Genomic DNA, 23,824 nt, shown 5'->3' on the forward strand with positions numbered 1-23,824 from the left:
ACACCCGTTGGCTTACAGCCATGTGACTTCCTCACGTTGTAGTGGGTACTACGCGAGGGGAGAGCGCTCTGAGGAGAGGCTGACCGCGGCGCGACGCGCTGTCAAGATTTCCCAGAAGTTCCGCAACCACCCCGCCCCACCGCCCCGAACCGTCCCGCCGTTGCGGAACCGCACTGGTCAGCCCCTTGTTCGCGCCCCCGCAAAAATCCGCGCCCCAACCACCCGAAATTCCCCGCCCCACCGTCCGGATCGTGAGACCGATCCGCAACACCTCACACGCCCGGCCACGCGCGCCACGCCCACATCGCGCAACCACTTGCGGCCCGCCCGGCTCCGCCGGAACCGAATACGGCCACGCACCACACGGCTCCTCACTTCACTGCGAGCCGCCCGCCGCTACCTCCATTGGCTCACGCAGCCCTGCCGACGAACGCAGGTGCCATCCGACAACAGAAAACCCGGCCCCAGAGGGGCCGGGTGGTATGTGTCGAAGGTTACTCGGTACTGGGCTGAGGAAGCTAGGCAAACAATCCGTTCACCCTCGCCCAGGCCGGGAACTGACTGCCAGTGCACGGCAGCCGCAGTCCGACTGCTCGCAGCGTTTCGATGAGGCCGCTCGCCGCATGTTCGGTCAGTTTGCCTACGGCGCAGAAACCGGCGATGAGCCACAAGGATCCGTGCACATCCAAACCATAGGTCCGTGCGACACGAGTGGCTGAGCGGTCATCCGTTATCGCGGTCACGCTGTGAACCTCTGCGAATGCGAAGACGCTCGCTTCACCCTGATCGCGCTCGCCTGAACCGACGCGGTCGGTCCAGCGGATGAAGGCGAGCAGCTCGGCGTCGGTGGCGAGATGCCCGCTTCCAAGCCACTCGGCGTTCTCGACGGCCGAAAGCAGCGGACACTGCGCCCGGCCACGCCGGATCTCATCGCGGACGATATCCGTCACATAGCACATGTCGCCGACGAGCAGGTTGCCGAGAACATCGAGGCGATCCGCCTCGGCAAACGCGCTGAGCACCATCGTGTCGAAGACAAGCCCTCGTTGCGCAACAGCGTCGGCGCTCACGGCTTTTCGCCCACGTCACTCGCGAAAGCGAGGTCATCCGCGCTGATCTGGCCTCGACTGAGCTCCTCGGCCCGGGCAGGAGTGATCAACCCTCTCCGCCATGCCTTCATCACAGCAGCGGCTACCGAGGGCGGCACGCGAAGCTGCTCCAGATCCGGTTCCGGCACCCAACCGGCGGCGTCCATGAGCTCTGCGCGGGTAGGCACCCGAGAGGCGAGCGACTGCCGCTGATCGATGACCCCGGCACGCTCGGCCTGGCGCAGGACCAGGGACCAGGATGTCCGGTACACGGCCGCAAGCCGTACCAGGGCGGTACGGGTGCCCTCCAGCGACGAGGCCGCAACCGCGTGACTCACCGCTGCTGAAGGCAGCAGCAATTCGGCGGCGAAGGCGTCCACGGCGCGCTCGCGATCCTCCCGCGAACTGTGGACCGCGAGATCTGTCGAGTATTCGTCACCGATGACGAGATGTCCGAGTTCGTGCGCAGCGGTCGAACGGCGCCTGCCAGGTTCGCTCCGGCTGCTCACCACGCACACCGCAAGGTCGCCGTCGAGTGCAGAGGCGCCTTCTCCTGGAACGTCAGCGGCCAGAAGCAGTTGCCCGGCAGTCTCGCACAGTTGCAGGAGAGACCCCAATGGATCGTTCCCCGCGCCGAGTTCGTTGCGGAGCCAGGTCGCAGCGTCGCGAGCGTCCGCCGCATCCCTGATCGCTCCGGGATAACGCACCGGCCGAGCATGATCCAGTACGCCGAGACCGATGAGCTGCCGGACATCGCGAAGCCACGATGCCAGCTCAGCTTCAAGCAGGTACGCGTTACGTGCCGCGTCTGCGTTCGCATCCTCCGCAAGCTCGGTACGCCGAGAGAGAACCGCTGGTGGTCGTGCGAGGAAATGAGCCATCGGCAGCCCGAGCACGGCGGCGACTCGCGACAACTCCAAGGCGTCAAGCCGACGGACGCCTGCTTCGGCCTTGGCCACCATGGTTCGTTCCAGGCCGATGGCCCGGGCCAGCTGATCCTGGGAGAGCCCGGCGGCAATCCGTGATTGCCGAAGTCTGGCTCCGATGTCCACCCAGTCCAGCTGATCGCTCACGGTGCGATTTTCGCACGCGCGCGAACTTTTCGATAGCGCTCTGTACGCCCAGTCACCCAGATGGGTTGAAGCATGCTCTTCCACACGCATCCGAGCTACCCGGCGCGGCGCTCGCCTGAGCCGCGGGGCAGCAGGCGGGTCGGCATCAGGACTCTGCGTGCGGGGTCCTCGCGTCCGGCCAGCCGGTCGAGGAGCAGCTCGACGCCGAGTTCACCCATGCGCTCGGGGTCGTGTGCGATCACCGTGACGTCCAGCAGGTCGGCCAGGTCGAAGTCGTCGAAGCCGATGAGTGCCGGTGGCTGATCCCGGCCGCGCAATGCGCGCAGTGCGCCGGTCGTGATGCGGTTGTTCGCGGTGATCAGGGCGGTGGGAGGGCGTGGGAGGGCGAGTAGCGCGCGGACCTCGGATTCGGCGGCCTCCGCGTCGTGGGCGCCGTCGCGGGCGTACACGTTCCAGTCGGCGATGCCGGCCTCGGCGAGTGCTTCTTCGAAGGCTGCGACGCGCTCCAAGTGCGTGGGGAGCCGGTTCAGGTCGCCGACGAACGCGATGCGGCGGTGGCCGTGCCGCAGCAGGTGGTGCACCGCGTCGGTGATGCCGCCGCGGTTGTCCAGTACGACGGCGTCGGCGTCGATGTCGTGCGGTGCGCGGTCCAGGAAGACCAGCGGGGTGCCGAGGCTGCGCTCGGCCTGGAGGTATCCGTGGTCCGTCTCGCTGGAGACGATGAGCATCGCGCTGACCCGGCGCTCCAGCAGGTCCGAGACCAGCGCTCGCTCCAGCGACGGGTCCTCGTCACTGCTCGCGCTGATCAGCCTCAGGCCGGCGGCGCGCAGCTTGCGCTCGGCGCCTCGGGCGATCCGGGCGTAGAACGGGTTCGCCACGTCGCCGATGATCAGGCCGACCAGCGCGGAACGCGCGCCGGCGCGCAGTTCGCGGGCGATCGTGTTGGGCCGGAAGCCGAGTTGCTCGGCCGCGGCGCGCACCCGGGCGGCCGTGTCGGGCGCGACGTACTGCGCTCCGTTGAACACTCGCGAGGCGGTCTTGAGGCTGACCTCGGACAGCTCGGCGACCTGCCGCAGCGTCGGCCGGTTCGGCTCGGTGGGCGTGTGCCCGGTCATCGCGGCCCCCTCATCGCGGCCTTCCCTCTCGGTGCCGCCTGACAGCGTTGTCATCGCGTCGAGGATAACGGCGCGCAGACGGCGCCGTCACCACAGTGTCGTCAACACCGCGCCAGAATGGACACATGCTGCGAATCGGCTCGGTCGTGATGGGCGTCTCGGACGTGCGGCGCGCGGCGGCGTTCTGGATGGAAGCACTCGGATACCGTCCGCGCGACGAGATCGAGGACACCTGGGTGGTGCTGGTGCCGCGCCGGGGGCACGCAGAGGGGCCGCGGCTCTCGCTGGCGCTGAGCGATACTCCGCTGCAAGAACATCCACGCGTGCACTTGGACTTGTACGCAGCGAACACCGCCGACCAAGCCGCCGAGGTCGACCGCCTGGTGTCGATCGGCGCCGAACGTGTCGACTGGGATCTCTATCCGCAGAACGCGGACTTCATCGTGCTCGCCGATCCCGACGGCAACCGGTTCTGCGTGATCGACACCAGCCACGGACAGACTACGTCAGGTACTGACGATGCCGGTCGGCCATGATGCGGAGCGTCTCGTCGCCCGGCGTGTCCCAGACCTCTTGGTTGAAGATCTCAACCTCTGTGTAACCGCGGTAGCCCGCGGCGGTGACGGCGTCGGCGATGGCACGGATGTCGATGCAACCGTCGCCGACATGGCCACGGCCGAGTAGCGCGTCGGCGGGCAGCGGTAGGACCCAGTCACAGACCTGGAAGGCCAGGATGCGCGGGCCGGCCCGGTCGATCATCGCAAACAGCTGCGGATCCCACCAGAGGTGGTAGGTGTCCACGACCACGCCGACGGCCGGCGCCACCGCGTTCGGCGACGCGGGCCCGGGATCGACGGATTCGGCCATGTCGAGGGCCTGTCCGAGCGTGGAGACGACCGCGCGGTCGGCGCAGAACATCGGATGCAGCGGCTCGATGGCGAGACGCACGCCGTGTTGCGCGGCGAAGGGGGCGACTTCGGCGATACCGTCGGCGACCATCTGCCGCGCGCCGGGCAGGTCACGGCTGCCAGGCGGCAGGCCGCCGCAGACCAGGACCAGGACGTCGGTGCCGAGCGTCGCCGCCTCCTCGACGGCCCGCCGGTTGTCCTCGATCGCGGCGGCACGGCCGTGCGCGTCGGCGGCGGTGAAGAACCCGCCGCGGCACAGGCTCGTCACGGCGATTCCGGCTGCCCGCGAAAGCTCCGCCGTCCTGCTCAGGCCGGTGGCGGCTACCTGGTCACGCCACAGGCCGACGGCGGGGATTGCGGCGCGTACGCAGCCTTCGATCGCCTCGGCGGCGGTCCAGCGTTTGGTGGTCGCGGTGTTGAGGGCCAAGCGCTCAAGGCCGGGGGCGGTCATGAGTGCCCGCCGTCGGTGAGGATCTTGTTCATGCGGTCCCTGGCGAGTTCGGGATCGGGGAGGATGTTCGCCTGCTGAGCCAGGCGGTGCAGCTCGGCCAGGTGCTCGGTGGAGCGATTGCGTTGTGCCCCGGCGATCATCGTGAAGTGGTCCTGGTGGCCGGCCAGGTAGGCCAGGAAGACCACACCGGTCTTGTATCTGCTGGTCGGCGCGCTGAACAGATGGCGGGACAGCGGGACCGTCGGACCGAGGATCGCGTCGAAGGCTGCTGTGTCGCCCTGGTCCAGCACGGCCAGTGCGGCGGCGGCCTGCGCGGCTATCGGGTCGAAGATGCCGAGCAGCGCGTGGCTGAAGCCGTGTTCGTCGCCCTTGATCAGCTCGGGGTAGTGGAAGTCGTCGCCGGTGTAGAGGCGCACGCCGGCTGGGAGGGCTCTGCGAATGGCGATTTCGCGGGCGGAGTCGAGGAGCGAGACCTTCACGCCGTCGACCTGCGCGGCGTGCGCGCGAATGATCCCGAGCAGGCGGGCGGCGGCGACGTCCAGGTCGGGCGAGCCCCAGTAGCCCTCCAGCGCCGGATCGAAGGGCGTGCCGAGCCAGTGCAGGATCGCGGGCTGACGCAACTGCGGCAGCAGCCTGCCATACACCTCGGCGTAGACGGCGCCGGCCTCGGGTCCGCGCGCGATCGCGGCGAGCGCTCGGCTGGCCATGAGCACGACCTGCGCCCCGGCGTCTTCGACCACTTCGATCTGCTGTTCGTACGCTGCGACGATGCGCGCGATGGTCGGTTCCTCGGCGGGATCGAGTTGGTCGGTGCCCGCGCCGCAGGCGAGCAGTCCGCCGACGGCGCGGGCCTCGGCGCCGCAGCGCGCGATCAACTTCCGGGCCGCCGGCCAGTCCAGGCCTGCTCCGCGTTGCGCGGTGTCCATCGCGTCGGCCACGCCCAAGCCCAGCGACCACAGGTGGCGACGGAACGCGAGCGTCGCATCCCAGTCGACGGCGGCAGGTGTGTCGGGACCCTGAGGTACCGCCGGGTCGGCAACGACGTGTGCGGCGGCGAACATGACGCGGCTGCGGGCCGTAGCGTCGGAAGTCGCGCTCTGCGTCGGGGGCACGGTCATCGGGCCGGCTCCGGAACGGGGATGCGACGGCCCTCGCGAGCGGAAAGCACGGCCAGTTCGGCAAGTTGCACGCCGCGCGCCCCGGCGTACAGATCGTGCGGAAACGGTGTGCCGACGACCACGTGCGCGAGGAACGCCTCCCACTGTGACTTGAATGCGTTGTCGAACACGTGGTTGTCCGGCACGGTCTGCCAGTGCGCCCGGTACTGCTCCGTGGCGGGTACATCAGGGTTCCACACCGCTCGCGCGGTGGCGGCTCGCGGCTGGACGCGGCAGCCCCACAGCCCGGCCACCGCGCTGCCCAGCGTGCCGTCCACCTGGAACTCCACCAGTTCGTCCCGGTGCACGCGCACCGCCCACGACGAGTTGATCTGCGCCACGACGCCGCCTTCGAGCTCGAACACGAGGTACGCCGCGTCGTCCGCCGTGGCCGCGTATCGCTCGCCGCGCTCGTCGAAGCGTTCGGGTATGTGCGTCGCAGCCTGCGCATAGACCGAGCGCACCGGCGCCAGCAGGCCTTCCAGCAGGTACTGCCAGTGCGGGACCATGTCCAGCAGGATCCCGCCGCCGTCCTCGGCCCGGTAGTTCCACGACGGACGCTGCGCTGGCTGCCAGTCCCCCTCGAAGACCCAGTACCCGAACTCTCCGCGCACCGACAGCACCCTGCCGAAAAACCCGCCCTCGACCAGCCGCCGCAGCTTCAGCAGGCCCGGCAGGAACAGCTTGTCCTGCACGACGCCGCCCTTGACGCCCGCCTCGTCGGCGAGTCTGGCCACCGCGAGCGCGTCGTCCATCGTCTCGGCGAGCGGCTTCTCGGCGTAGACGTGCTTGCCTGCCCCGATCGCGGCACGTAGCGCGGACTGCCGCTGCGAGGTGAGCTGCGCGTCGAAGTAGACCTCGATCGCCGGGTCGGCCAGCGCCTCGTCGAGCGACGTCGTCCACCGCTTCAGGCCGTGCCGCTCGGCGATGTCGCGCAGCTTGTCCGCGTTGCGGCCGACCAGGAGCGGCTCAGGCCACACCAGCGTGCCGTCGGGCAGCATCAGGCCGCCGGCCTCGCGGATCGCCAGGATCGAGCGGACCAGGTGCTGGTTGTAGCCCATCCGGCCGGTGACACCGTTCAGGGCGATCTCGACGACGCGTCGGGTCATGTGCGGCTCCATTCCGGAAAGCGCTTTCCAGTCGGAAGCCTAGGAGGAGCCGGGAGCGGTGGTCAAGGTTGGACGGTCGAAGACGGCCTCTTGAGGGACGGCCATGAAAGACCACGAATGCCTGATGACCAGGGGTGCTTGCCGGGCGCTTGATCAAGCCCGATCGAGAACGGATGTAGCTCCGGCCGAGTGACCGATTCTCGACCTGACCAGTAGCGGGGCCAACGCTCCAGTTTCATTACTGCTGCTCATCACTGCTGCGTCACACTCGTGACGTGCGCTGTACCGGCCAGTCACTCAACCCGAGCTACACCATCGAGAACTGACGCTCCCCGCCCTGATCGAACCGTGTCCCCTCGTCATGGTGTAGTCGATCTTGTAGCACCGGCCGCTTCCGTACCAACCCACTGGTCACGGTTTGCGTGTGCGTCCAACCGGCTTGATCGGCTACACCATCCGAGGGAACCCCGCCCCTGATCGCCGGGGCGGGGAGCGTCGGTCTCCCTATGTCAGTCCGCTAATGCCAACCCTGTAGTCCCGCGCCGTAGGGATAGAGCGGGGTTCCGTAGGTCGTCGGTACGGACTGGCCCGCCGCTATGTGCGAACGGATGTCCGTGATCTCGGCGGACGTGGCGCCCATGTCGTACGGCAGATCCCAGTGGTCCACCGCGTCGGCCAGGGTGTCCGTGAGACCGCCGGTCAGGACCTGGCCCGTGTTCGCAGGCAACTGCCAGGGGAGCTTGCCGGACGGCGTGTAGTCGCCGAACAGCAGGCTGGCCGCGGCCGGACCCATCTCCTCGCCGCCGCGATAGGTGACCACGACGGCGTCGGCCAGGCCGTTCCAGTCCGAGATCACATACGGCCTCGGCAGCACCAGCAGCACGACCACCGGGATGCCCTGGTTCTTGAAGTTCTGGATGATCGAAACCTGGTCCGGCGGCAGGTACGGCTGTGTGTTGGGCCAGTTCGTCGCGTGTGTGTAAGAGGCCTCACCGACCGCGACGATGGCGAGTTTCGGCGTGGTCGGCGATGTGTCCTGATACACGTTCACTCCGGCCTGCGCCGCTCTCGCCTTGATCGCGTCGAGGAAGTCCAGCGAGCCGTACTCGGGGTGGAAGTAGCTGGTCCACAGGCAGCACGCGGGACCGTCCGCGCCGCGCGCGCCGGTCACCACGATGTTGTCGCCCGCGTTCAGCTTGACCGGCAGCACGCCGTCGTTCTTCAACAGCGTCATGGACTCGCGCGACGCCTGGTTCGCCAACGCTACGTACGAGGGCTGATGGAAGCGGTACGGCGCGTTCGCCGGGTCGCCGTAGGGGTTGTCGAACAGGCCAAGCTTGAACTTCACCGTGAGGATCTGGCGCACCGAGTCGTCGATCCGGCTCTGCGGCACCTGGTTCATGAAGTCCGTCATCGAGAACCCGGTGGAGCCCGGGTCGGCGCCGCCCATGACGTCCGCGCCCGCCTGCGCGGCGCTGATCCAGCCGCCGTAGGGCAGCCAGTCGGTCGTGATCAGACCGGTGTAGCCCATGTTCTGGCGCAGGTAGTTGATGATCGGGGCGCTGTTGCCGGCGCCCGTGCCGGTCGGGTCGAGGTAGGCGGCTCCGGCGTAACCGGTCATGATGCTGCCGGCGTTCGCCTCGATCGCCGCCGTCCACGGGATCATCGTGTACTTGATCGTGGTCGCGTCGTAGGTGATGCCTGATTCACCGCCCGCGCCCTCGCCGGGCCAGTGCTTGACGGTCACCAGCACGGACTGGTCGTTCAGTTCCGGACCGCCCTGGAGCCCGGCGATCAGGGCCCTTACCTGCGCGGCGGCGACGTCGGCGTTCTCGCCGTTGCCCTCCTGGATGCGCGGGTAGATCACCTTGGTACCGAGTTCGGCGAGCGGGCCGAGCACGCCGCGCGCCCCGGCCTGCACCTCTTCCTGGCGCTGCATGTTGCCGAGCTTGTAGTCCAGCGGATAGTCGCGGCCGGCGGCCAGCGCGCTCTGCGCCGGGTACGTGGTCTGATACCCCATGATGGTGTCGCCGGCCGCGATCGGCGGGATGCCCAGGCGCGTCCCGGACGAGGCCAGCAGGTAGTTGTTCAGGTCGTTCGGCTGCGCCGGGCCGAAGATCCAGCCGGACTGCGGGTAGACCTGGTTGTTGTAGAACATCTGGTAGGCCTTCTCCTGCGCCGTCATCCGCGAGAGCAGGTCGTTGACACGGGTCGCGATCGGCTGGTGCCAGTCCTCGTACGGCTCGATGACGCCGTCCTTGTTCAGGTCCCGCATGCCGTTGATGACCGGCACGCCGTCGCTGACCGTGCTGACGGTCGGCAGGTAGAGGCTGAAGGTCTGGATGTTCGAGGTCGTCGTCGTGTTCGTCCCGGACACCGCGACGACGAACCACTTGTACGTCCAGCGGTCCGGCAGGTCCCAGGTCGGCGTGTAGCTGGTGCCGGTCGGCTCGGCCACCTTCGTGTACCAGTCGAGCAGATTGCCTGACGCGGTCCAGTCGTAGTCGGTGCGGCTGATGTTGATCCACACCTGGTAGTGCGCCGCGCCGGACACGGCCGCCCAGGTGAAGGCGGGTCGGCGGGTGTTGGTCACCATCGCGTTGTCGGCGGGGGCTGACAGTGCGAACTGACCGGTGGTCGCAGGGGCCTTAGTCGGCGGGGACAGGATCGTCGGCGTGGAACCCGAGGCGTTGACGGTGCCGTGGACCTGGAACTCCCAGAGCGAATAGCCGTATCCGGTCGCGCGCGCGGTGCCATACATGCGGACATACCGGCCGGAGCCTGAGACGTTCAGCGTTTGGATGCCACCGGTGCCGGTGCTCGTGGAGTAGATCGACGTCCAGTTCACCGCGTCGCTGGAGACCTGGATCTGGAACGCGCTCGCGTAGGCGGTCTCCCAGTTCAGCCCGACACAGGTGATCGTGGCCGGCCCGCCGAGGTCCACCTGGAGCCACTGCGGGTCGCTGTACTGGCTCTCCCACCGCGTGGTGGTGCGGCCATCGAGTGCGGCGGCCGGGGCGTTGGCGCCGTTGTACGACGACGCCGCCACCGGCTGGAACGCCGAGATGACCGGGTCCGTGCAGTTGCCGGTCCCGCCGGTGGACGACGCGGACGGAGACGGGGATGCGGACGCTGATGCGGACGGGCTCGGTGACGGACTGCCACCGGTGGTGAAGACCTGGAACTCCCAGATCGAGTAGCCGTATCCGGTGTTGCGCGCGGTGCCGTACATGCGGATGTACCGCCCGGTGCCCGAGATGTTCAGCGTCTCCGTGCCGCCGGGACCGGTCGTCGTCGAGTAGATCGACGTCCAGTTCACCGCGTCATTCGAAGTCTGAATCTGATACGCCTTACCCGACGCCGTCTCCCACTGGATCACCACCTGGCAGACGTTCACGCTGGAGCCGAGGTCGACCTGCAACCACTGTGGGTCTGCCCAGGCGCTTTCCCAGCGGGTACCGGTGTTGCCGTCCACCGCGAACGACGCCTGATTCGCCGCGTTCACCGACGACGCGGTCGCGGGCTGGTTCAGCGCGGCGTTCGTGCCGCCGCATGAGGCGCCCATGGTGCCGAAGACCTGGAACTCCCACAGCGAGTAGCCATAGCCGGTGTTGCGCACCGTCCCGTACATGCGTACGTACCGGCCGGAGCCGGTGACGTTCAGCGTCTCCGTGCCGCCGGGACCGGTCGTCGTCGAGTAGATCGACGTCCAGTTCACCGCATCATTCGAAGTCTGAATCTGATACGCCTTACCCGACGCGCTCTCCCACTGAAGCACGACCTGACTGATCGTGGCGGTACCGCCCAGATCCACCTGCAACCACTGCGGATCAGACCATGCGCTTTCCCAGCGGGTACCGGTGTTGCCGTCCACCGCGAACGACGCCTGATTCCCAGCATTCACCGACGACGCAGTAGCCGTCTTCCCCTGCGACAACAGCGTGGGCGCGGCATGCGCGGTGGGGCCGGCCACGACGAGCGCGTACGCCGCCAGACCGATGGCGGTGGCGAAAGTGATCAGAACTCTTAAGGGCTGAGGTAAGGAGGTCCAGCGCGTCAACGCGCTGCGTGAGGCTCTCATGCCGTCTCCTACTGCGTACTGCGTGGGTACGGAAAATGCCGAGGCACAGGGAGACGAGGGCATTCGCGCGGCGTCGCGCCATGGCACCCGAGACGCGACCTGTGGCGGTTCGTACGGCCCCGCCACTGGAGAGCGCTCTCTATCGTGCTGACGCCACGCTCACGTCCTCGCCATGTCAATGCCGCGTGGGCGGCACAGCTCTCGAATCGGATCGCGGACCCGTCGCGGCGTCAGAAGCTGGAGACTGAGCGCAACAGCCCGATGGCGCTGAGCTCCCGGCCTGTGGGTGCCACGCTATGAGCCGGTTTGATCGGTGCACTGGTGGACCACAGGCGAGTCGATATTGGCGGATATTGGAGAGCGCTCTCCCAATTGCTGTAGTGTTACGCGGGTCTTTCGGTGCGTCAAGACTCCGCGCTCACGGCCTCGCGGCCGGGCCCCGCGCTGGCAGGTCCGGACTCGGTGCTTCGGCACAGTGCCGCGAGCAGGTGTGCTGGTCGAACGGCATCGCCCCGGCTCCACCTGCGAAGACTCGCCGACCACGCAGTCCCGGGCCGGCTCGTCCGCTCGACGCACGCCCGCTCGGGGCTCTTGACAGACGGCCGGTGCCGGCGTGAATATTCCCCACGAGTGGAGAGCGCTCTCCACTCTGAGTACCGCTCACTGTGGGGATGCGACCCGCCGTCCATCCTCACAGTGAGCAAATCGCCCGTACCGCAACGGGGCGAAATCCCCGAAATCAACTGGCGGACCGTGAACACCTCGCGCACGAGACGATTTCCCGCCCCCGCAAACCGGGGAGCGCTCTCCAGTCGTGCTATAAAGCCATCATGAGCGAACTCCTCCAACCATCACCCACGTTGGAGGACGTGGCGCGGGTCGCGGGCCTGTCGCGGTCGACCGTCTCGCGCGTCATCAACGGCAGCCGCAACTTCGACCCCGCGGTCCGCGAGGCGGTCCGGCGGGCCATCGCCGAGACCGGTTACGTCCCCAACCTCGCGGCCCGCTCGCTGGTCGGCCGACGCACCGGCACGATCGCGCTGGTGCTGTCCGGGGCCGGCGACAGCCCGGACGACGACGAGGACGAGCGCAACCGCGAGGTCTTCGCGGACCCGTTCTTCGGCCGGGTCGCCAACGGGGTCAGCAGGTTCCTGCGACCGCGCGGGGTTCATCCGGTGCTGATGTCGGCCGAGACCGACGAGGATCACCAGCACGTGCTCGCCTACCTGCGGCGCGGCAACGCCGACGGCGCGATCCTGGTCTCCACACACGCCGACGACCCGCTGCCCGCCCTGTTCCCCGACAGCGGATTGCAGGCGGTGCTGTTCGCCCGCCCCGCCATGCCGCTGCCGATCAGCTTCGTCGACGTCGCGCACCGGGAGGGCGCGCGGCTGGCGGCCGAGCACCTGCTCAGCCGGGGCTGCCGGCGGATCGCGACGATCTGCGGGCCGCTCGACGTGCCGGCCGCGCAGGACCGCCTTTCCGGCTTCCGCGAGGCGATGGCACGCCACGGCCATCCGTACGTCCCGTACGTCGAGGGCAACTTCACCCTGGAGAGCGGCGAGGCGGCCGCGCAGCACCTGCTCGGCGAGTACCCCGGCGTGGACGGGATCTTCGCCGCCAACGACCTGATGGCTCAGGGCGCGCTGCTGACCCTGCGCGACCGCGGCCGCCGCGTGCCAGAAGACGTGGCCCTGGTCGGCTTCGACGACAGCAGCGCGGCCACCGCCTGCCGGCCGATGCTGACGACGGTCCGCCAGCCGGTCGAGGACATGGCGGCCGAGATGACCCGCATCCTGATCGACCAGATCGAGGACCCGGACCGGCCGATCGTCTCGCGCATCTTCGATCCCGTGCTCGTCGTGCGCCAGTCGGCGTGAGCCGAGCCGCCCGGGGGACGGGCGCGCGCCGGTCGCCGCGCGGTGTCACTCATGCGGCTGACGCTGCGTGGGGCTGCGACTGCCTCCTGCGCCCCGCCACGCTCGGCCCTCAACCCGCAAGCCCACGCGGCGTCAGCCGCATGAACAGCCCCGTCGGCCACCAATCCTCGGCCGCTCTCACTCCTCGATGGTTCCGCCGATGGAACGCAGATGCTCGCGGAACGTGAGGGACGGGTTCTGCGCGCGTTCGGCGAGGAAGCCCTCGAAGTCGAGTTGCTCCCGCAGCGTCTGGCCGCCGCGGATGTTCGTGGCCTGACGGCGCTCGGTGTCGCGGATCGCCTCGGCCCGCGCGAACAGGTCCGCGGCGCCAGTGTCCGGAACGAACAGCACGCCGTCGTCGTCGGCGAGCACGAGATCGCCGCGATCGACCGTCCACGCGCCGACGGTCGCCGACTCCAGCGCGTCCGCGGGGCGCGGGTCGAGGCGCAGCGGGCCGGTGGGCACCGAACCGAGGCTGAAGACCGGCAGGCCGATGGCGCGGATGTCCGCCGTATCGCGGTGCAGGCCCCAGATCACGATCCCGGCCAGGCCGGCCGCCTGAACCTCCAGCGCCACCAGATCGCCGACGCAGCTCTCGTCCGTGCGTCCGGCGTTGTCGACGACGAGCACGTCGCCCGGCTCGGCCGCCCGAAGTGCCTCAAGGAAGACGTCGACGCTACCGACGTGCCGGGCGGGGCACGCGCGGCCGACCAGCCGACTGCCGGGCTCGACCGCGCGCATCGCGGCCGGACCGCAGCGCACCGGCACGCCCGCGCGGATGCAGGCGTCCGCGACGTGCGCAGTGGTCAGTGTCGCAAAACGCTGCTGAAGCACTTCGGCGTGCACGCCTCTCCTCCGGACACCCGATCCAGACCCACGCCGAACATACACGTGCCCGCCCCGGAATCGGCGCTGATTCCGGGGCGGGCACGCTGCCTTGACCTACATCCTTGATCTACGCCCTTGATCCACGTCGCGCAGATCTCGGCGATCATCGGCGATCAGTCGTGGATGAGGTCGAACTCCTCCCACGGGCCGATCGCGGTCCGGTTCGCGATCAACGGGGACGCGCCGGCGTTGTCCGCCGTCACGATGTCACCGTTCGCGTGAGCACGGAAACTGACGCTCCCGTCGGAGTTGTTGATCAGGTCGAACTCCTCCCAGGCGCCGATCGCCGTGCGGTTCGCGATCAGCGGCGAGGCGCCGGCGTTGTCCGCCGTCACGATCATGTTGTTCGCGTGGGCCCGGAAGCTCACGCTCCCATCCGGATTGTTGATCAGGTCGAACGACTCCCACGGGCCGATCGCGGTGCGGTTCGCGATCAGCGCAGACGCGCCCGCGTTGTCCGCCGTCACGATCATGCTGTTCGCGTGAGCACGAAGGCTGATCACCGATCCGGTGGAACCCGCGCCGGTGGCCGCGATGGCGAAGACGTGGATGGCCGCCGTGCCCGAGGCGAGCGCCCCGCCGGACGGCAGGGTGACCGAGGCGAGCGACTTGCCGGACGTGAGCGCGACGGTCACGGAGAAGATGTTGCCGGTACCCGCGTACGTCGTATTGCCCTGCCGGTTCTGATACGCGGAGCTGACCGCGAGCGCTCCGCCGCTCGGCGGCGTGGTCGAGAACCAGTCCGGCGAGGTGATGGTGTAGCTCTGGGTGCTGCCATCGGTGTAGGTCAGCGAGCCGGTCCCGGTGGCCGGGCCGTAGCTGGCCGAGACCAGGAAACCGAGCGTGCCGCTGCCGGACTGGGTGATCGTCTGCCCCTCGGCCACGGTGTTGTCATTGGTCCCGGCGGAGACGTTCGGGAAGGTGAACGCGACGCCGGAGGACGAGACCGACGCGCCGGGCCCGGCGCCCGCGTTGGTCAGCGCGGTTTCCGAGAAGCTCGCGCCGCCGCCGTCGAAGTTGCCGGGAGCGGTGTTGGTGTCGGCGGTGATGCCGACGTCGTTGAACGAAGCGGCCAGGTTCGCGTACGCCGGGCCGGCTCCGTCGAGGCCGATCTGGACCTTGCCGCCCAGGTGCTTGGCCGCGCTCGCCGCTGTTCCGGTGACCTGCGAGAAGGCCATCGACGTGGTCGGGTTCGAGGGCTGCTCGACCAGGTACGAGGTACCCGCCGTGGTGGACAGGCTGAACGTGCTCGCCGTCGTCGCCGAGACGACCACGGCCCCGGTGGAACCGTTGACCACCTGGGCCTGCTGGCCCGGCCACGGGTTCTTCACGGTCATCGTCGCGGTGGACCCGGCCTGGATCGCCGCCGTGGCCAGCGTGCCGCCCTCGACCTGGACGTCGACCTTAGAGCCGCCCTGCACGTACACGGTCCCTGACACGTCCCAGCCGCTCGGCCAGGCCGGGGCGAAGCGCACCGTGCCGTCGTAGTCGGTGGCCAGCGCCTCGTCCAGCGCGGTGGCCACCGTCGAGGCCTGCTCGATGTACGGCTGGTTCCCGACCGTGTTGCTGCTGAGGTTGCCCAGACCGTTGATGTACGACTGGTAGTTCTCCGTCTCGGTGGTCAGATCGGAGGCGACCTGGCTGCCCATGTCGAGGCGCGCGGCCTGGACCGCGTCGAAGCTCCAGTCCGGGTTGTTCTGGTTCGGCCGGGAGTTGTAGGTGCGGGTGGCCAGCGCGGTGAGGTTGTCGCCGTTCACGGTCGTGCTGTCGCCGATCAGGCCGTACGGCCACACCGGCTCAAGGCCGATGTTCTCGCCGTTGTGAGTCGCCGCGCTCGGCTGGTACGACATGCCGATCACGTCGGCTCCCGCGGAGTCCGAGCTCGCGGCCGCCGAGGCCGAGGTCGGCTGCGCGTTGAGCAGCGTGGTCTGGCTCGACTGGCTGACGCGCGGGTACGGCTCGATCTCGGTCAGCGCGGTACGCAGCTGCGAGGCCAGCGAGGAGTCGGTGTTCAGCAGGGTCGCGGCCGACACCTCCGCGGTGAACAGCGCCTGGTCGGCGGCCAGGTCGGTGGTCGGGTCGCTCACCGCCCACTGGGTCTCGTGCGCGTTGGCGGTGGCGTGCAGGAAGTTGTCAGAGCCCTTACTCTGGTAGTTGAACAGGAACGTCGAGGTCTGCTGGAGGATCGGGTAGTACTTCTGTAGGAAGCTGAGATTGCCGGTGTCCTGGTACTGCTGCCAGACCCACAGCGCCACCTCGGCGCCGCTGGTGACGTTCAGCGCGTTGTAGCTGGGGCTGGAGGCCTGCGCGCAGGAGGCGTTCGAGTTGGCGCCGCCGCCGTTGTAGTAGCCGTTGCCGTTGAAGCGCATCGTCTCCGGGACGCACGCGCCCGGCTTGCCGCCCATCTGCGCGCTCGTCCACGACTCGATCGACGGCAGGTCGTTGAGGTACATGTCGAAGATCGGGAGGTTCAGGTTGAAGTTGCCCGAGCTGATGTTCGAGGCGACCTGCCCGCGCAGGTTCCAGAACCAGTACCCGGCCGGGTACCAGTCCTGGTGGTCCTGGTTGTCGTTGAACATGTCGGCCACGCCGGCCTGGCTGCCCGGGTAGGCGCCGGACTTCATCGAGGCGGCCTCGTCGTACAGGTACAGCGTGCGCAGGTTCTCCAGGTACTGCGCGGTGCCGTCCGAGGAGTTCGCCTCGATCAGGCCGCTGTTGGACCAGAACGGGTTCCACCACGAGGACTGCGTCGACAGCAGCGACGAGGTCGCGGTGGTCGTGTCGCTGCCGATCAGGGTGTTGGCGGTGGCCGTCGGGTCGCCGCCGGTCCACTTGGGCGAGGCGACCACGATACGGAACGTGCCGTTGCTGTTCGGGTTGAAGGCGACCTGCACCTGCGTGGAGTTGACCACCGACGCGGTCACGTTCTGCCCGCCCGCGGTGATCGCGGCCATCGCGCCGAAGGTCTGGCCGGAGTTGCCGGTCTGCGAGTTGTCGACCCAGGTCTGGGCGAAACTGGCGACCGCGCCCGACGCGGCGGTGGACGGTGAGCGTCCGCTCCACAGGTTCAGGGTCGCGGTCATCCGGGTGCTCGCGTTCGCCCCGGCCACGTCGACGATCAGTTCGTCCTTGCCGGCCGGAACCCAGGCCTGCATGGACATGCCGCCGCCGGACTCGTCCAGCACCCCGTTGTACAGATCCAGGTGCCCGGAGAAGTTCGACGCCGAGGTGATCGTCGACAGGCCGGGGATGTTGACCTGGCCGGGAGAGAGCCGGTTGGGCTGGGTGTCGCTGCGGTTGAGCTGCGCGGTGAAGCCGTTGGCCGCCCACGCCGCGACGCCGAGCGAGCCGTTGCCAAGCGGCAGCGACTGGCTGTTCGTGGTGTTCGGCTTGCCGAGTACGACATCGGAGCGGGAGACCACGCCGCCGGTGTTCACCGAGAAGGCGCCGTTCTGCCAGGCGGTGGTCGGGGTCGCCGCGGAGGCCTGCTGGGAGAGCCCGGTGGCGACGGTGACTAGCGAGACCGTCACGGCCATTGCGCTGCCGGCGGCGAGTAAGCGGAAGGGACGTCGAACGCTCAAGGCACGGTCCTCCGGTGCGGGTGGGTGTTTCCGGAAGGTGACGGGAATTGCTGCCGTGTCCGGCATGCGCCGAGCCGGGAACGGCGGGCGAGGGCGCGGCGTCCGCGTCAGCCGCCCTACAAACCAGCCAAGGGACACAATACATCCGATGTCAACAGCGGTCAGGTGGTTGCATTCGAACGCAATTGACCAGCAGATCAGGGTCAGAGCAATATCAAAATCCAGTGAGCTGGGAAAATACTCCATGACATCGGGTCGGTGCGGGAGTAATCGATCATCCGAGACCGCAAAACAGACGTCTTGATCGAACAAAGGTAGGTTCTTTGCTCTTGACACCAAAGCGGGTGAATGCAACCTTGACCGCCACACGGTCGTGACACGGCCGTAACCGGGACATGACGGTTCTTCGTGAACTGTCACGGCCCTGCTTCGCGTACGACCTGACGACCCGCGCCGCGCGGCGTCCGCGGCTACGGGTCCTGCGACGCCTGTGTGCGGACGGGCGACGACCCGGCTCCGTCCATCGTCACGCCACCCGAGGAGCGTTTCCGATGCGCAGCGCGCGCAAAGGCTCGAATACGACCCACCTCTCCCCACGCCGCTTCCGCCCCGTCCTGATCGCATCCGCCGCGGCCGGCCTGCTGTGGGCGTCCTACGCCACGGCCACCGCAGCCCCACCGTCGTCCAACGCGGCCCCTGCCAACAACGCCATCGCCGCGGCGGCCACCACCGGCGCGACGACGCCGTTCACCAGCTACGAAGCCGAGGCCGGCTCGCTCGGCGGCGGCGCATCCGTCGTCTCGCTGACGTCCGCGCCGACGACTCAGTATTCGAGCGCCGCGCTCGAAGCATCAGGCCACGCATACGTGCACCTGTCCGGCACCGGCCAGTCCGTGCAGTGGACGAACAACACCGGCCGGCCGATCAGCTTCGTCAACCTGCGCTACAGCATGCCGGACACCTCGTCCGGAGGCGGCACGACGTCGACGCTCGACCTGTACGTCAACGGCGCGTTCCGCCAGGCGCTGAACGTCGACTCCAAGCAGACCTGGCTCTACGAGGGCAACAACAACTACAACGGCAACGACCAGAACCCGGCCGACGGCGACCCGCGAGTCTTCTGGGACGAGGCGCACGCCTTCGTCACCGGCACGCCGATCGCCGCGGGCAGCACGTTCTCGATCGTCAAGGACTCGGCGAACTCGGCGTCGTACTACGACGCCGACGTGATCGACGTGGAGAACCCGCCCGCGCCGCTCTCCCAGCCGGCGAATTCGATCTCGATCACCAGCTGTGGCGCGGTGGCGGACGACAACCCGACCAACGGCTCCGGCGACTCCGGCGCGACGGACAGCACCGGCGCGATCCAGAACTGCATCAACCAGGCGCAGTCCCAGGGCAAGATCCTCTGGATCCCGCAGGGCACGTTCTACCTCAAGGGCACCGCCGGGCTGAACGCCAACGGCATCACGATCACTGGCGCCGGCATGTGGTACAGCGAGATCTACCGCCAGGTGCCGCTGCCCAACAACGTCGGCCTGGGCGCCGTCTTCGGCCTGACCTCGTGCCACGTCTCGAACTTCCACATCGACGCGAACGCCACCAGCCGCGCGACCGTGGACGGCGACGGCGGCGCGATGGACACCACCGGCACCAACTGGTCCGCGGACGGCATCTGGACCCAGCACACCGAATCAGGCTACTGGGCCTCGGGCACCGGCGGCACCGTGAGCAACGCCCGGGTCGGCCCGGTCTGGGCGGACGGGATCAACCTGAACAACGTCTCGCTCGGCAACAGCGTCGGCAACAACCTGACCGCGACCAACGACTTCGTGCGCGGCACCGGCGACGACGCGATGGCGATCAACTCGGTGAACTACAACACCAACAACGGCGTGAACACCTACTACACGCCGATGTCCAACATCACGCTGACCAACAACTCCCTGATCGCGCCCTGGGGCGGCAAGGGCATCGGGATCTACGGCGGCGGCGGGCACCACGTGCAGAACAACTACATCTCCGACACGGCCCGCTACATCGGCCTCGGCGTCGGCCGGTTCGGCGTGAACGGCAATGACCTGACTTCGGCGACGGTGTCGGGCAACACGGTCGTCCGGTCCGGCGGCAACGCCTACAACCAGGGCCAGCCCGCGCTACAGATCGGCAACGGCGGCGACGGCCAGGGCACCGGCGTGGTCGACAACGCGACGGTCGGCAACAACACGATCGTCGACTCGGTCTATGACTCGATCGGCTTCTCGACGTCGACGAACACGCAGTTGCAGAGCAACACGATCACCTCGCCGTGGCGCAACGGCATCGTGATCTCCCCGCCGAACTATCCGGCGCCGTCCGGTTCGGCCACGATCACCGGCAACTCGGTCACCGGCCTGCGCTCCGGAATGTCCGCGTACGCCGACGACTCCACCGGATTCACCGCCTCGGTCAGCAACAACAGCTGGCAGGGTGGTTCGATCCCTGAGGGTCCGTACGGCGGCACCGCGGCCGCGGTCCCGGGCACCGTGCAGGCAGAGAACTACGACACCGGCGGCCAGGGCGTCGGCTACAACGTCGCGTCGGTCAACGGAAACGCCAACTCCTATCGGGCCGACGGCGTCGACCTGGAGACGACCTCTGACACCGGCGGCGGCTACGACGTCGGCTGGACCGGCGCCGGGCAGTGGTTCCGCTACACGGTGAACGTGGCCTCGGCCGGGACGTACACGGTCGGCCTGCGGCTCGCGGCCCCGACCGCGGTGACCGGAGCGCTGCACCTGTCCGACTCGTCCGGCGCGAACCTGAGCGGCGCGGTGAACATCCCGGCCACCGGCGGCTGGCAGACCTGGGCGACGGTCACCGCCGACGTCACGCTGCCGGCCGGGCAGCAGGTGCTGACGCTCGATCAGGACACCGGCGGCTGGAACATCAACTATCTGTCGTTCGCGGCGCAGAGCGGCGGCGGCATCAACAGCTCGGCCTGGTACGAGGTCATCAACCAGAACAGCGGCTCGTGCGTGGACGACACCAATTCCGGCACCGCCAACGGCACCGCGGTACAGCAGTGGGCCTGCGGCACGTCGCTCAACCAGCAGTGGCAGTTCGTGTCGGCCGGCGGCGGCTACTACGAGGTGCTCAACCGCAACGCGGCCGCGCAGAACGAGGCCTGGGACGTGACCGGCGGGCCGTCGGCCACCGCGCCCGGCACGCCGGTGCAGACCTGGTCGTACGGGGGCGGCACCAACCAGCAGTGGCAGGCGGTCGCAGGTTCTGGCGGCTACTACACGTTCGTGGCGCGAAACAGCGGCCTGTGCCTCGACGTCCCGAACGCGTCCACCGCCAACGGCGTCCAGTTGCAGGTCTACACGTGTAACGGCACCGCGGCGCAGAACTTCCGGCTGTCGCAGTTCTCGTAAATCCACACCGACCCGTCCCGGGCCCGTGGGTGGCCGCCCGAATCGGCGGCCACCCACGGGTGTTCCAGTCCTCAGATTTCAGTTGCCTTACTCAGCCGCTGAAGCTGATGTCGTCGACGTAGCCGCGGTAGGAGCCGCTGCCGCCCGGCTGGTCGTAGCCGAGATCGATGCGCACCGGCGTCCGGCCGCCGACGACACCGCCGATCTTCGCGGTGACCAGGTTCCACTGGTTCAGCGTGAGATGTCCGCACTGGCCGGCCGGATGCAGCCGGTTGCCGTTCTGGTCGGTCGCGCCGAGGTTTCGCAGCGCGCTGCCGTCGCTGAAGACCATGTCCAACGCCACGCAGGTGCTGTTGTTCGAGTTCGTCGGATAGATCCAGTAAGACAGCGTGGTGTTGGCGTCGATGGCCGGCGGATGCGCCGACACGTCGAAGATCTGCATGTACGCGTAGTCGGCGGCGGCGCCGTTGGCGTTGCCGGAGTACATCAGCGCCGTGCTTCCGGTGTGCGTGGTCTCGTTGCGCATCCCGGCCTCCGGCCCGGCCAGTCCGTAGCCGGGATAGGGGCCGACGTTGCTGATGCCACCGCTCTGGCCGCCGCCGTTGTCCACCGAGTCGACCCAGTCCGGCAGGCGCTGGCCGGTCTCGAAGCCGGTGGAGGTGAACGCCGCCTGGCCGCCGGAGCGCAGCGGCGCGGTCGCCAGGGCGATCACCGTGTCGGCGGCGCCGTAGTACATGTACCACTGGCCGTTATGGAACAGGATCGAGTTCATGAACTCGGTGTTCGCGGTGCGGCCGTTGATCTCGTACGGCATCGCGGGGCTCAGGGCCGTGTCGGTCAGCTGGCCGAGCTGCTGCGACGGGTTGGTGCCGGAGAATTCGACCTCGCTGATCGCGTAGTACCAGCGGCCGTGCGCCATCAGCGTGCCGGCCACGAACATCACGATATTGTGGTTGACCGGGCCGTTCTGGACCGTCTGGTAGTTGGTGACCGTGATGCAGATCTCCCACGGGTTGTAGTCCGGGGGGAAGTTCATGTTGAACGCGGTGTTGTTGGTCCAGGTCTTCATGTCGGTGGAGTAGGCGATGAAGCGGCCCTTGGCCGGGTCGCTGTCGCCGTAGTACATGACGTATCTGGGTCCGTACTGGGTGTTCATCAGCACGGGGGTGTCGTTGCCGTCGGTGACCACCGCGGGGTCGTAGTTGGTGTGCATGATCGGCACCGCCGTGGTCCAGTGCACCAGGTCGGTGGAGGTGGTCTCCATGATCGTCTGCGGCGGGCTGACCGACCAGTTGTAGCCCTCGATGAAGGCGTAGTACGTGCCGTTCAGCTCGTACAGCCTCGGGTCGAACACGCCGCCCGACTCGTACGGCAGTACGGTGCCCGTGAGCACCGGGTTGCTCGGGCTGTGGGTGAAGTGCAGCCCGTCGGTGCTCGTGGCGAGCCCGATCGCGTCCGGGCCGCCGCCGTCCGCGCGGTAGAGCATGTCGAACTGGCCGTTGCGGTAGACCACGCCGGGGTTGAGCACGTGCTGCGAGTCCCAGGCCCCTGACTCCGGCGTCAGCACCGGGGCCGGGTTCGGCTGCGGCTGCCGGGTGAACGGGCCGATCGCCCAGTCCGGCAGGTTGGACGCGGTGTAGTCGGCCTGCGCGGCGCCACCGGCCGCGAACAGCGCCGACCCCAGCAGGCCGACCACCGTCAGGGCACGAAGCAGCCGGCGCGGGGACCTCCGGGAGGGCCCGAGCTGATTCAGGCCTCTTCTTCGAAATCGAAATGGGCGCATGTGGAACGCTCCTCGGCTCGATACGGCGGCGTGGGCGTGCCGCCGCGACCCCCGTCGGGCGCCCGAGGGTCTGACATCGTTGTCAGAACGGGAAGTTTCCACCGCGAGAGCGCCCTGTCAAGATGAAAGAACCTACCTTTGCGAAAGGATCTTGTCGCATTCACAGGGCCGCGCCGGGCGCGGAGCGCACCGCGATTCCGGTCTTCTCTTGACGATGAACCTGATCAGCGCCGCGCATACCAGTACCCGCACATTCGCCGACAACGCAGGCCCAGCAGGACTGCGGCCTCATTCATCCCATCTATCGCCCAGCTCGACGAGGAGCATCGCATTCGAGGCGGCGCAGCCGGCCCGGACCGTGTTGGTTTCAGCCACGTTTCACCCCCTCCGGACGGCCCGCCCGACCCGGACGTGCGGACGACGCCGGGCGGCATCCGAATCAGAGAGCTAATTAAGCCCTCGACTATTGTGGTCCCGGCGGCCGTACGCCACCTTGATACCGTCCTGTGCCACCTTCGACCGGAGGGTTTCGAAATGCGCAGATCCACCCGCACCGCGAGCGTCATCCTGGCGTGCACGGCCGCGTTCGCCGCCGTGGGCGGCGCCACCACCGCGGCGCAGGCCTCCACCGCGGCCTCCCCGCTGTGTTCGACCGGCTCGCAGACGCTCCAGATCGCCAACCTGGCCTTCCAACCGCCGGCGATCTTCCCCGGGCAGAGCTCCGTGCTGACCGGGACGATCATCAATTGCAGCAACGTGTCGCAGACTGCGGGCGTCGAGTGGCTGGCCCACTTCGTGGGCTTCACCACCGGCCAGCCGGCGGGCTGCCCCGTGATCGACCCGCTGCTGGAGTCGGTGACCCTCGCGCCCGGCAGCGTGGCGACCGGCAACGTGGCGTACACCGTGCCCGGCGGTTGCACCGCGCCCGAACTGATGGCGACGGTCGAGATCCTCCAGGGCGGCAAGATCGTCGCGCAGCGCAGCGCCGAACTCGCCATCGAGCAGCCGCTGCCGCCGGGATTGCTCCCGTAGGCCCGGTCCCGACGCTGGACCCGGCGACCCCGGGTCCAGCAGGCGGACGCAGTAAGAGCTTTGGCACTGACGCGAGCGTCGGACTCGGATCAGCATCACCGGAGGCGGAGGCGGGAATCGAACCCGCGTACGTGGCTTTGCAAACCACGACCTAAGCCACTCGGACACTCCGCCGGGATGGGCAATACACGCGAAGTCGCGCCGAACCGGGCCCGAATCGGCC

The 23,824-nt window shown here is 68.4% G+C and carries 14 protein-coding genes and 1 tRNA gene; 4 read left to right on the plus strand and 11 right to left on the minus strand.

Annotation, left to right across the window (positions count from 1 at the left end; all coding sequences use genetic code 11):
• Positions 1-518 precede the first annotated feature (518 nt).
• The 3 genes from VGS97_RS15200 to VGS97_RS15210 all read right to left on the minus strand — a co-directional run bounded on the left by VGS97_RS15200 (position 519) and on the right by VGS97_RS15210 (position 3,330).
• Complete coding sequence (locus tag VGS97_RS15200; protein ID WP_326854163.1) at positions 519-1,070, minus strand: hypothetical protein; 552 nt, start codon at positions 1,068-1,070, stop codon at positions 519-521.
• Positions 1,067-2,161: an XRE family transcriptional regulator gene (locus tag VGS97_RS15205; protein ID WP_326854164.1), complete on the minus strand. Its 1,095-nt coding sequence runs from the start codon at positions 2,159-2,161 to the stop codon at positions 1,067-1,069. Before VGS97_RS15205 ends, VGS97_RS15200 begins: the two co-directional genes overlap by 4 nt.
• Before the next feature lie 95 nt (positions 2,162-2,256).
• Positions 2,257-3,330 (minus strand): LacI family DNA-binding transcriptional regulator, encoded by a 1,074-nt coding sequence (locus tag VGS97_RS15210; RefSeq protein ID WP_326854165.1) that lies wholly within the window; start codon positions 3,328-3,330, stop codon positions 2,257-2,259.
• A gap of 71 nt (positions 3,331-3,401) precedes the next feature.
• Here VGS97_RS15210 and VGS97_RS15215 point away from each other — a divergent pair, with 71 nt between their 5' ends.
• Positions 3,402-3,812: a VOC family protein gene (locus tag VGS97_RS15215; RefSeq protein WP_326854166.1), complete on the plus strand. Its 411-nt coding sequence runs from the start codon at positions 3,402-3,404 to the stop codon at positions 3,810-3,812.
• Here the strand turns inward: VGS97_RS15215 and VGS97_RS15220 are convergent.
• The 4 genes from VGS97_RS15220 to VGS97_RS15235 all read right to left on the minus strand — a co-directional run bounded on the left by VGS97_RS15220 (position 3,778) and on the right by VGS97_RS15235 (position 10,982).
• A complete protein-coding gene (locus VGS97_RS15220; RefSeq protein ID WP_326854167.1) occupies positions 3,778-4,635 on the minus strand; it encodes a sugar phosphate isomerase/epimerase in 858 nt (285 codons plus the stop codon). The two genes, VGS97_RS15215 and VGS97_RS15220, sit on opposite strands and share 35 nt — an antisense overlap.
• Positions 4,632-5,753 (minus strand): dihydrodipicolinate synthase family protein, encoded by a 1,122-nt coding sequence (locus VGS97_RS15225; RefSeq protein ID WP_326854168.1) that lies wholly within the window; start codon positions 5,751-5,753, stop codon positions 4,632-4,634. The genes VGS97_RS15220 and VGS97_RS15225 overlap by 4 nt, the downstream gene beginning before the upstream one ends.
• Positions 5,750-6,901: a Gfo/Idh/MocA family oxidoreductase gene (locus tag VGS97_RS15230; RefSeq protein WP_326854169.1), complete on the minus strand. Its 1,152-nt coding sequence runs from the start codon at positions 6,899-6,901 to the stop codon at positions 5,750-5,752. Before VGS97_RS15230 ends, VGS97_RS15225 begins: the two co-directional genes overlap by 4 nt.
• 517 nt (positions 6,902-7,418) lie before the next feature.
• A complete protein-coding gene (locus VGS97_RS15235) occupies positions 7,419-10,982 on the minus strand; it encodes a discoidin domain-containing protein (RefSeq protein ID WP_326854170.1) in 3,564 nt (1,187 codons plus the stop codon).
• An 830-nt stretch (positions 10,983-11,812) separates the two neighbouring features.
• On the opposite strand from VGS97_RS15235, the gene VGS97_RS15240 reads away from it, so the two are divergent.
• The gene (locus VGS97_RS15240) at positions 11,813-12,862 is read left to right on the plus strand and encodes a LacI family DNA-binding transcriptional regulator (protein ID WP_326854171.1); all 1,050 of its coding nucleotides are present in this window, start codon (positions 11,813-11,815) and stop codon (positions 12,860-12,862) included.
• Positions 12,863-13,039: 177 nt separating this feature from the next.
• Here VGS97_RS15240 and VGS97_RS15245 read toward each other — a convergent pair whose 3' ends face one another.
• Together VGS97_RS15245 and VGS97_RS15250 are read right to left on the minus strand one after the other, a co-directional pair.
• Positions 13,040-13,747, minus strand: a complete 708-nt coding sequence (locus VGS97_RS15245) for an RraA family protein (protein WP_326854172.1) — start codon at positions 13,745-13,747, stop codon at positions 13,040-13,042.
• Positions 13,748-13,902: 155 nt separating this feature from the next.
• Positions 13,903-17,325 carry a glycosyl hydrolase family 95 catalytic domain-containing protein gene (locus tag VGS97_RS15250; RefSeq protein WP_414641724.1) on the minus strand — a complete coding sequence of 1,141 codons (3,423 nt, stop codon included), beginning with the start codon at positions 17,323-17,325 and terminating at the stop codon, positions 13,903-13,905.
• Between the two features lie 596 nt (positions 17,326-17,921).
• Here VGS97_RS15250 and VGS97_RS15255 point away from each other — a divergent pair.
• A complete protein-coding gene (locus VGS97_RS15255) occupies positions 17,922-20,786 on the plus strand; it encodes an RICIN domain-containing protein (protein WP_326854174.1) in 2,865 nt (954 codons plus the stop codon).
• Positions 20,787-20,877: 91 nt separating this feature from the next.
• On the opposite strand, the gene VGS97_RS15260 is transcribed toward VGS97_RS15255, so the two are convergent.
• The gene (locus VGS97_RS15260) at positions 20,878-22,482 is read right to left on the minus strand and encodes a hypothetical protein (RefSeq protein WP_326854175.1); all 1,605 of its coding nucleotides are present in this window, start codon (positions 22,480-22,482) and stop codon (positions 20,878-20,880) included.
• A 621-nt stretch (positions 22,483-23,103) separates the two neighbouring features.
• On the opposite strand from VGS97_RS15260, the gene VGS97_RS15265 reads away from it, so the two are divergent.
• Positions 23,104-23,601 carry a hypothetical protein gene (locus tag VGS97_RS15265; protein WP_326854176.1) on the plus strand — a complete coding sequence of 166 codons (498 nt, stop codon included), beginning with the start codon at positions 23,104-23,106 and terminating at the stop codon, positions 23,599-23,601.
• A 102-nt stretch (positions 23,602-23,703) separates the two neighbouring features.
• On the opposite strand, the gene VGS97_RS15270 is transcribed toward VGS97_RS15265, so the two are convergent.
• A tRNA-Cys gene (locus VGS97_RS15270) sits at positions 23,704-23,775 on the minus strand.
• Positions 23,776-23,824: the final 49 nt, after the last annotated feature.

The sequence above is a fragment of the Actinocrinis sp. genome, from assembly GCF_035946395.1.
In the GTDB taxonomy this organism is placed as follows: Bacteria; Actinomycetota; Actinomycetes; order Streptomycetales; family Catenulisporaceae; genus Actinocrinis.

Excerpts from the sequence above, each read along its gene's own strand:
- VGS97_RS15265 (WP_326854176.1), top strand. The coding sequence starts at position 23,104 with ATGCGCAGATCCACCCGCACCGCGAGCGTCATCCTGGCGTGCACGGCC.
- VGS97_RS15215 (WP_326854166.1), top strand. The coding sequence starts at position 3,402 with ATGCTGCGAATCGGCTCGGTCGTGATGGGCGTCTCGGACGTGCGGCGC.
- VGS97_RS15250 (WP_414641724.1), bottom strand. The coding sequence starts at position 17,325 with ATGGCCGTGACGGTCTCGCTAGTCACCGTCGCCACCGGGCTCTCCCAG.
- VGS97_RS15210 (WP_326854165.1), bottom strand. The coding sequence starts at position 3,330 with ATGACAACGCTGTCAGGCGGCACCGAGAGGGAAGGCCGCGATGAGGGG.
- VGS97_RS15255 (WP_326854174.1), top strand. The coding sequence starts at position 17,922 with ATGCGCAGCGCGCGCAAAGGCTCGAATACGACCCACCTCTCCCCACGC.
- VGS97_RS15220 (WP_326854167.1), bottom strand. The coding sequence starts at position 4,635 with ATGACCGCCCCCGGCCTTGAGCGCTTGGCCCTCAACACCGCGACCACC.
- VGS97_RS15230 (WP_326854169.1), bottom strand. The coding sequence starts at position 6,901 with ATGACCCGACGCGTCGTCGAGATCGCCCTGAACGGTGTCACCGGCCGG.
- VGS97_RS15240 (WP_326854171.1), top strand. The coding sequence starts at position 11,813 with ATGAGCGAACTCCTCCAACCATCACCCACGTTGGAGGACGTGGCGCGG.
- VGS97_RS15235 (WP_326854170.1), bottom strand. The coding sequence starts at position 10,982 with ATGAGAGCCTCACGCAGCGCGTTGACGCGCTGGACCTCCTTACCTCAG.
- VGS97_RS15225 (WP_326854168.1), bottom strand. The coding sequence starts at position 5,753 with ATGACCGTGCCCCCGACGCAGAGCGCGACTTCCGACGCTACGGCCCGC.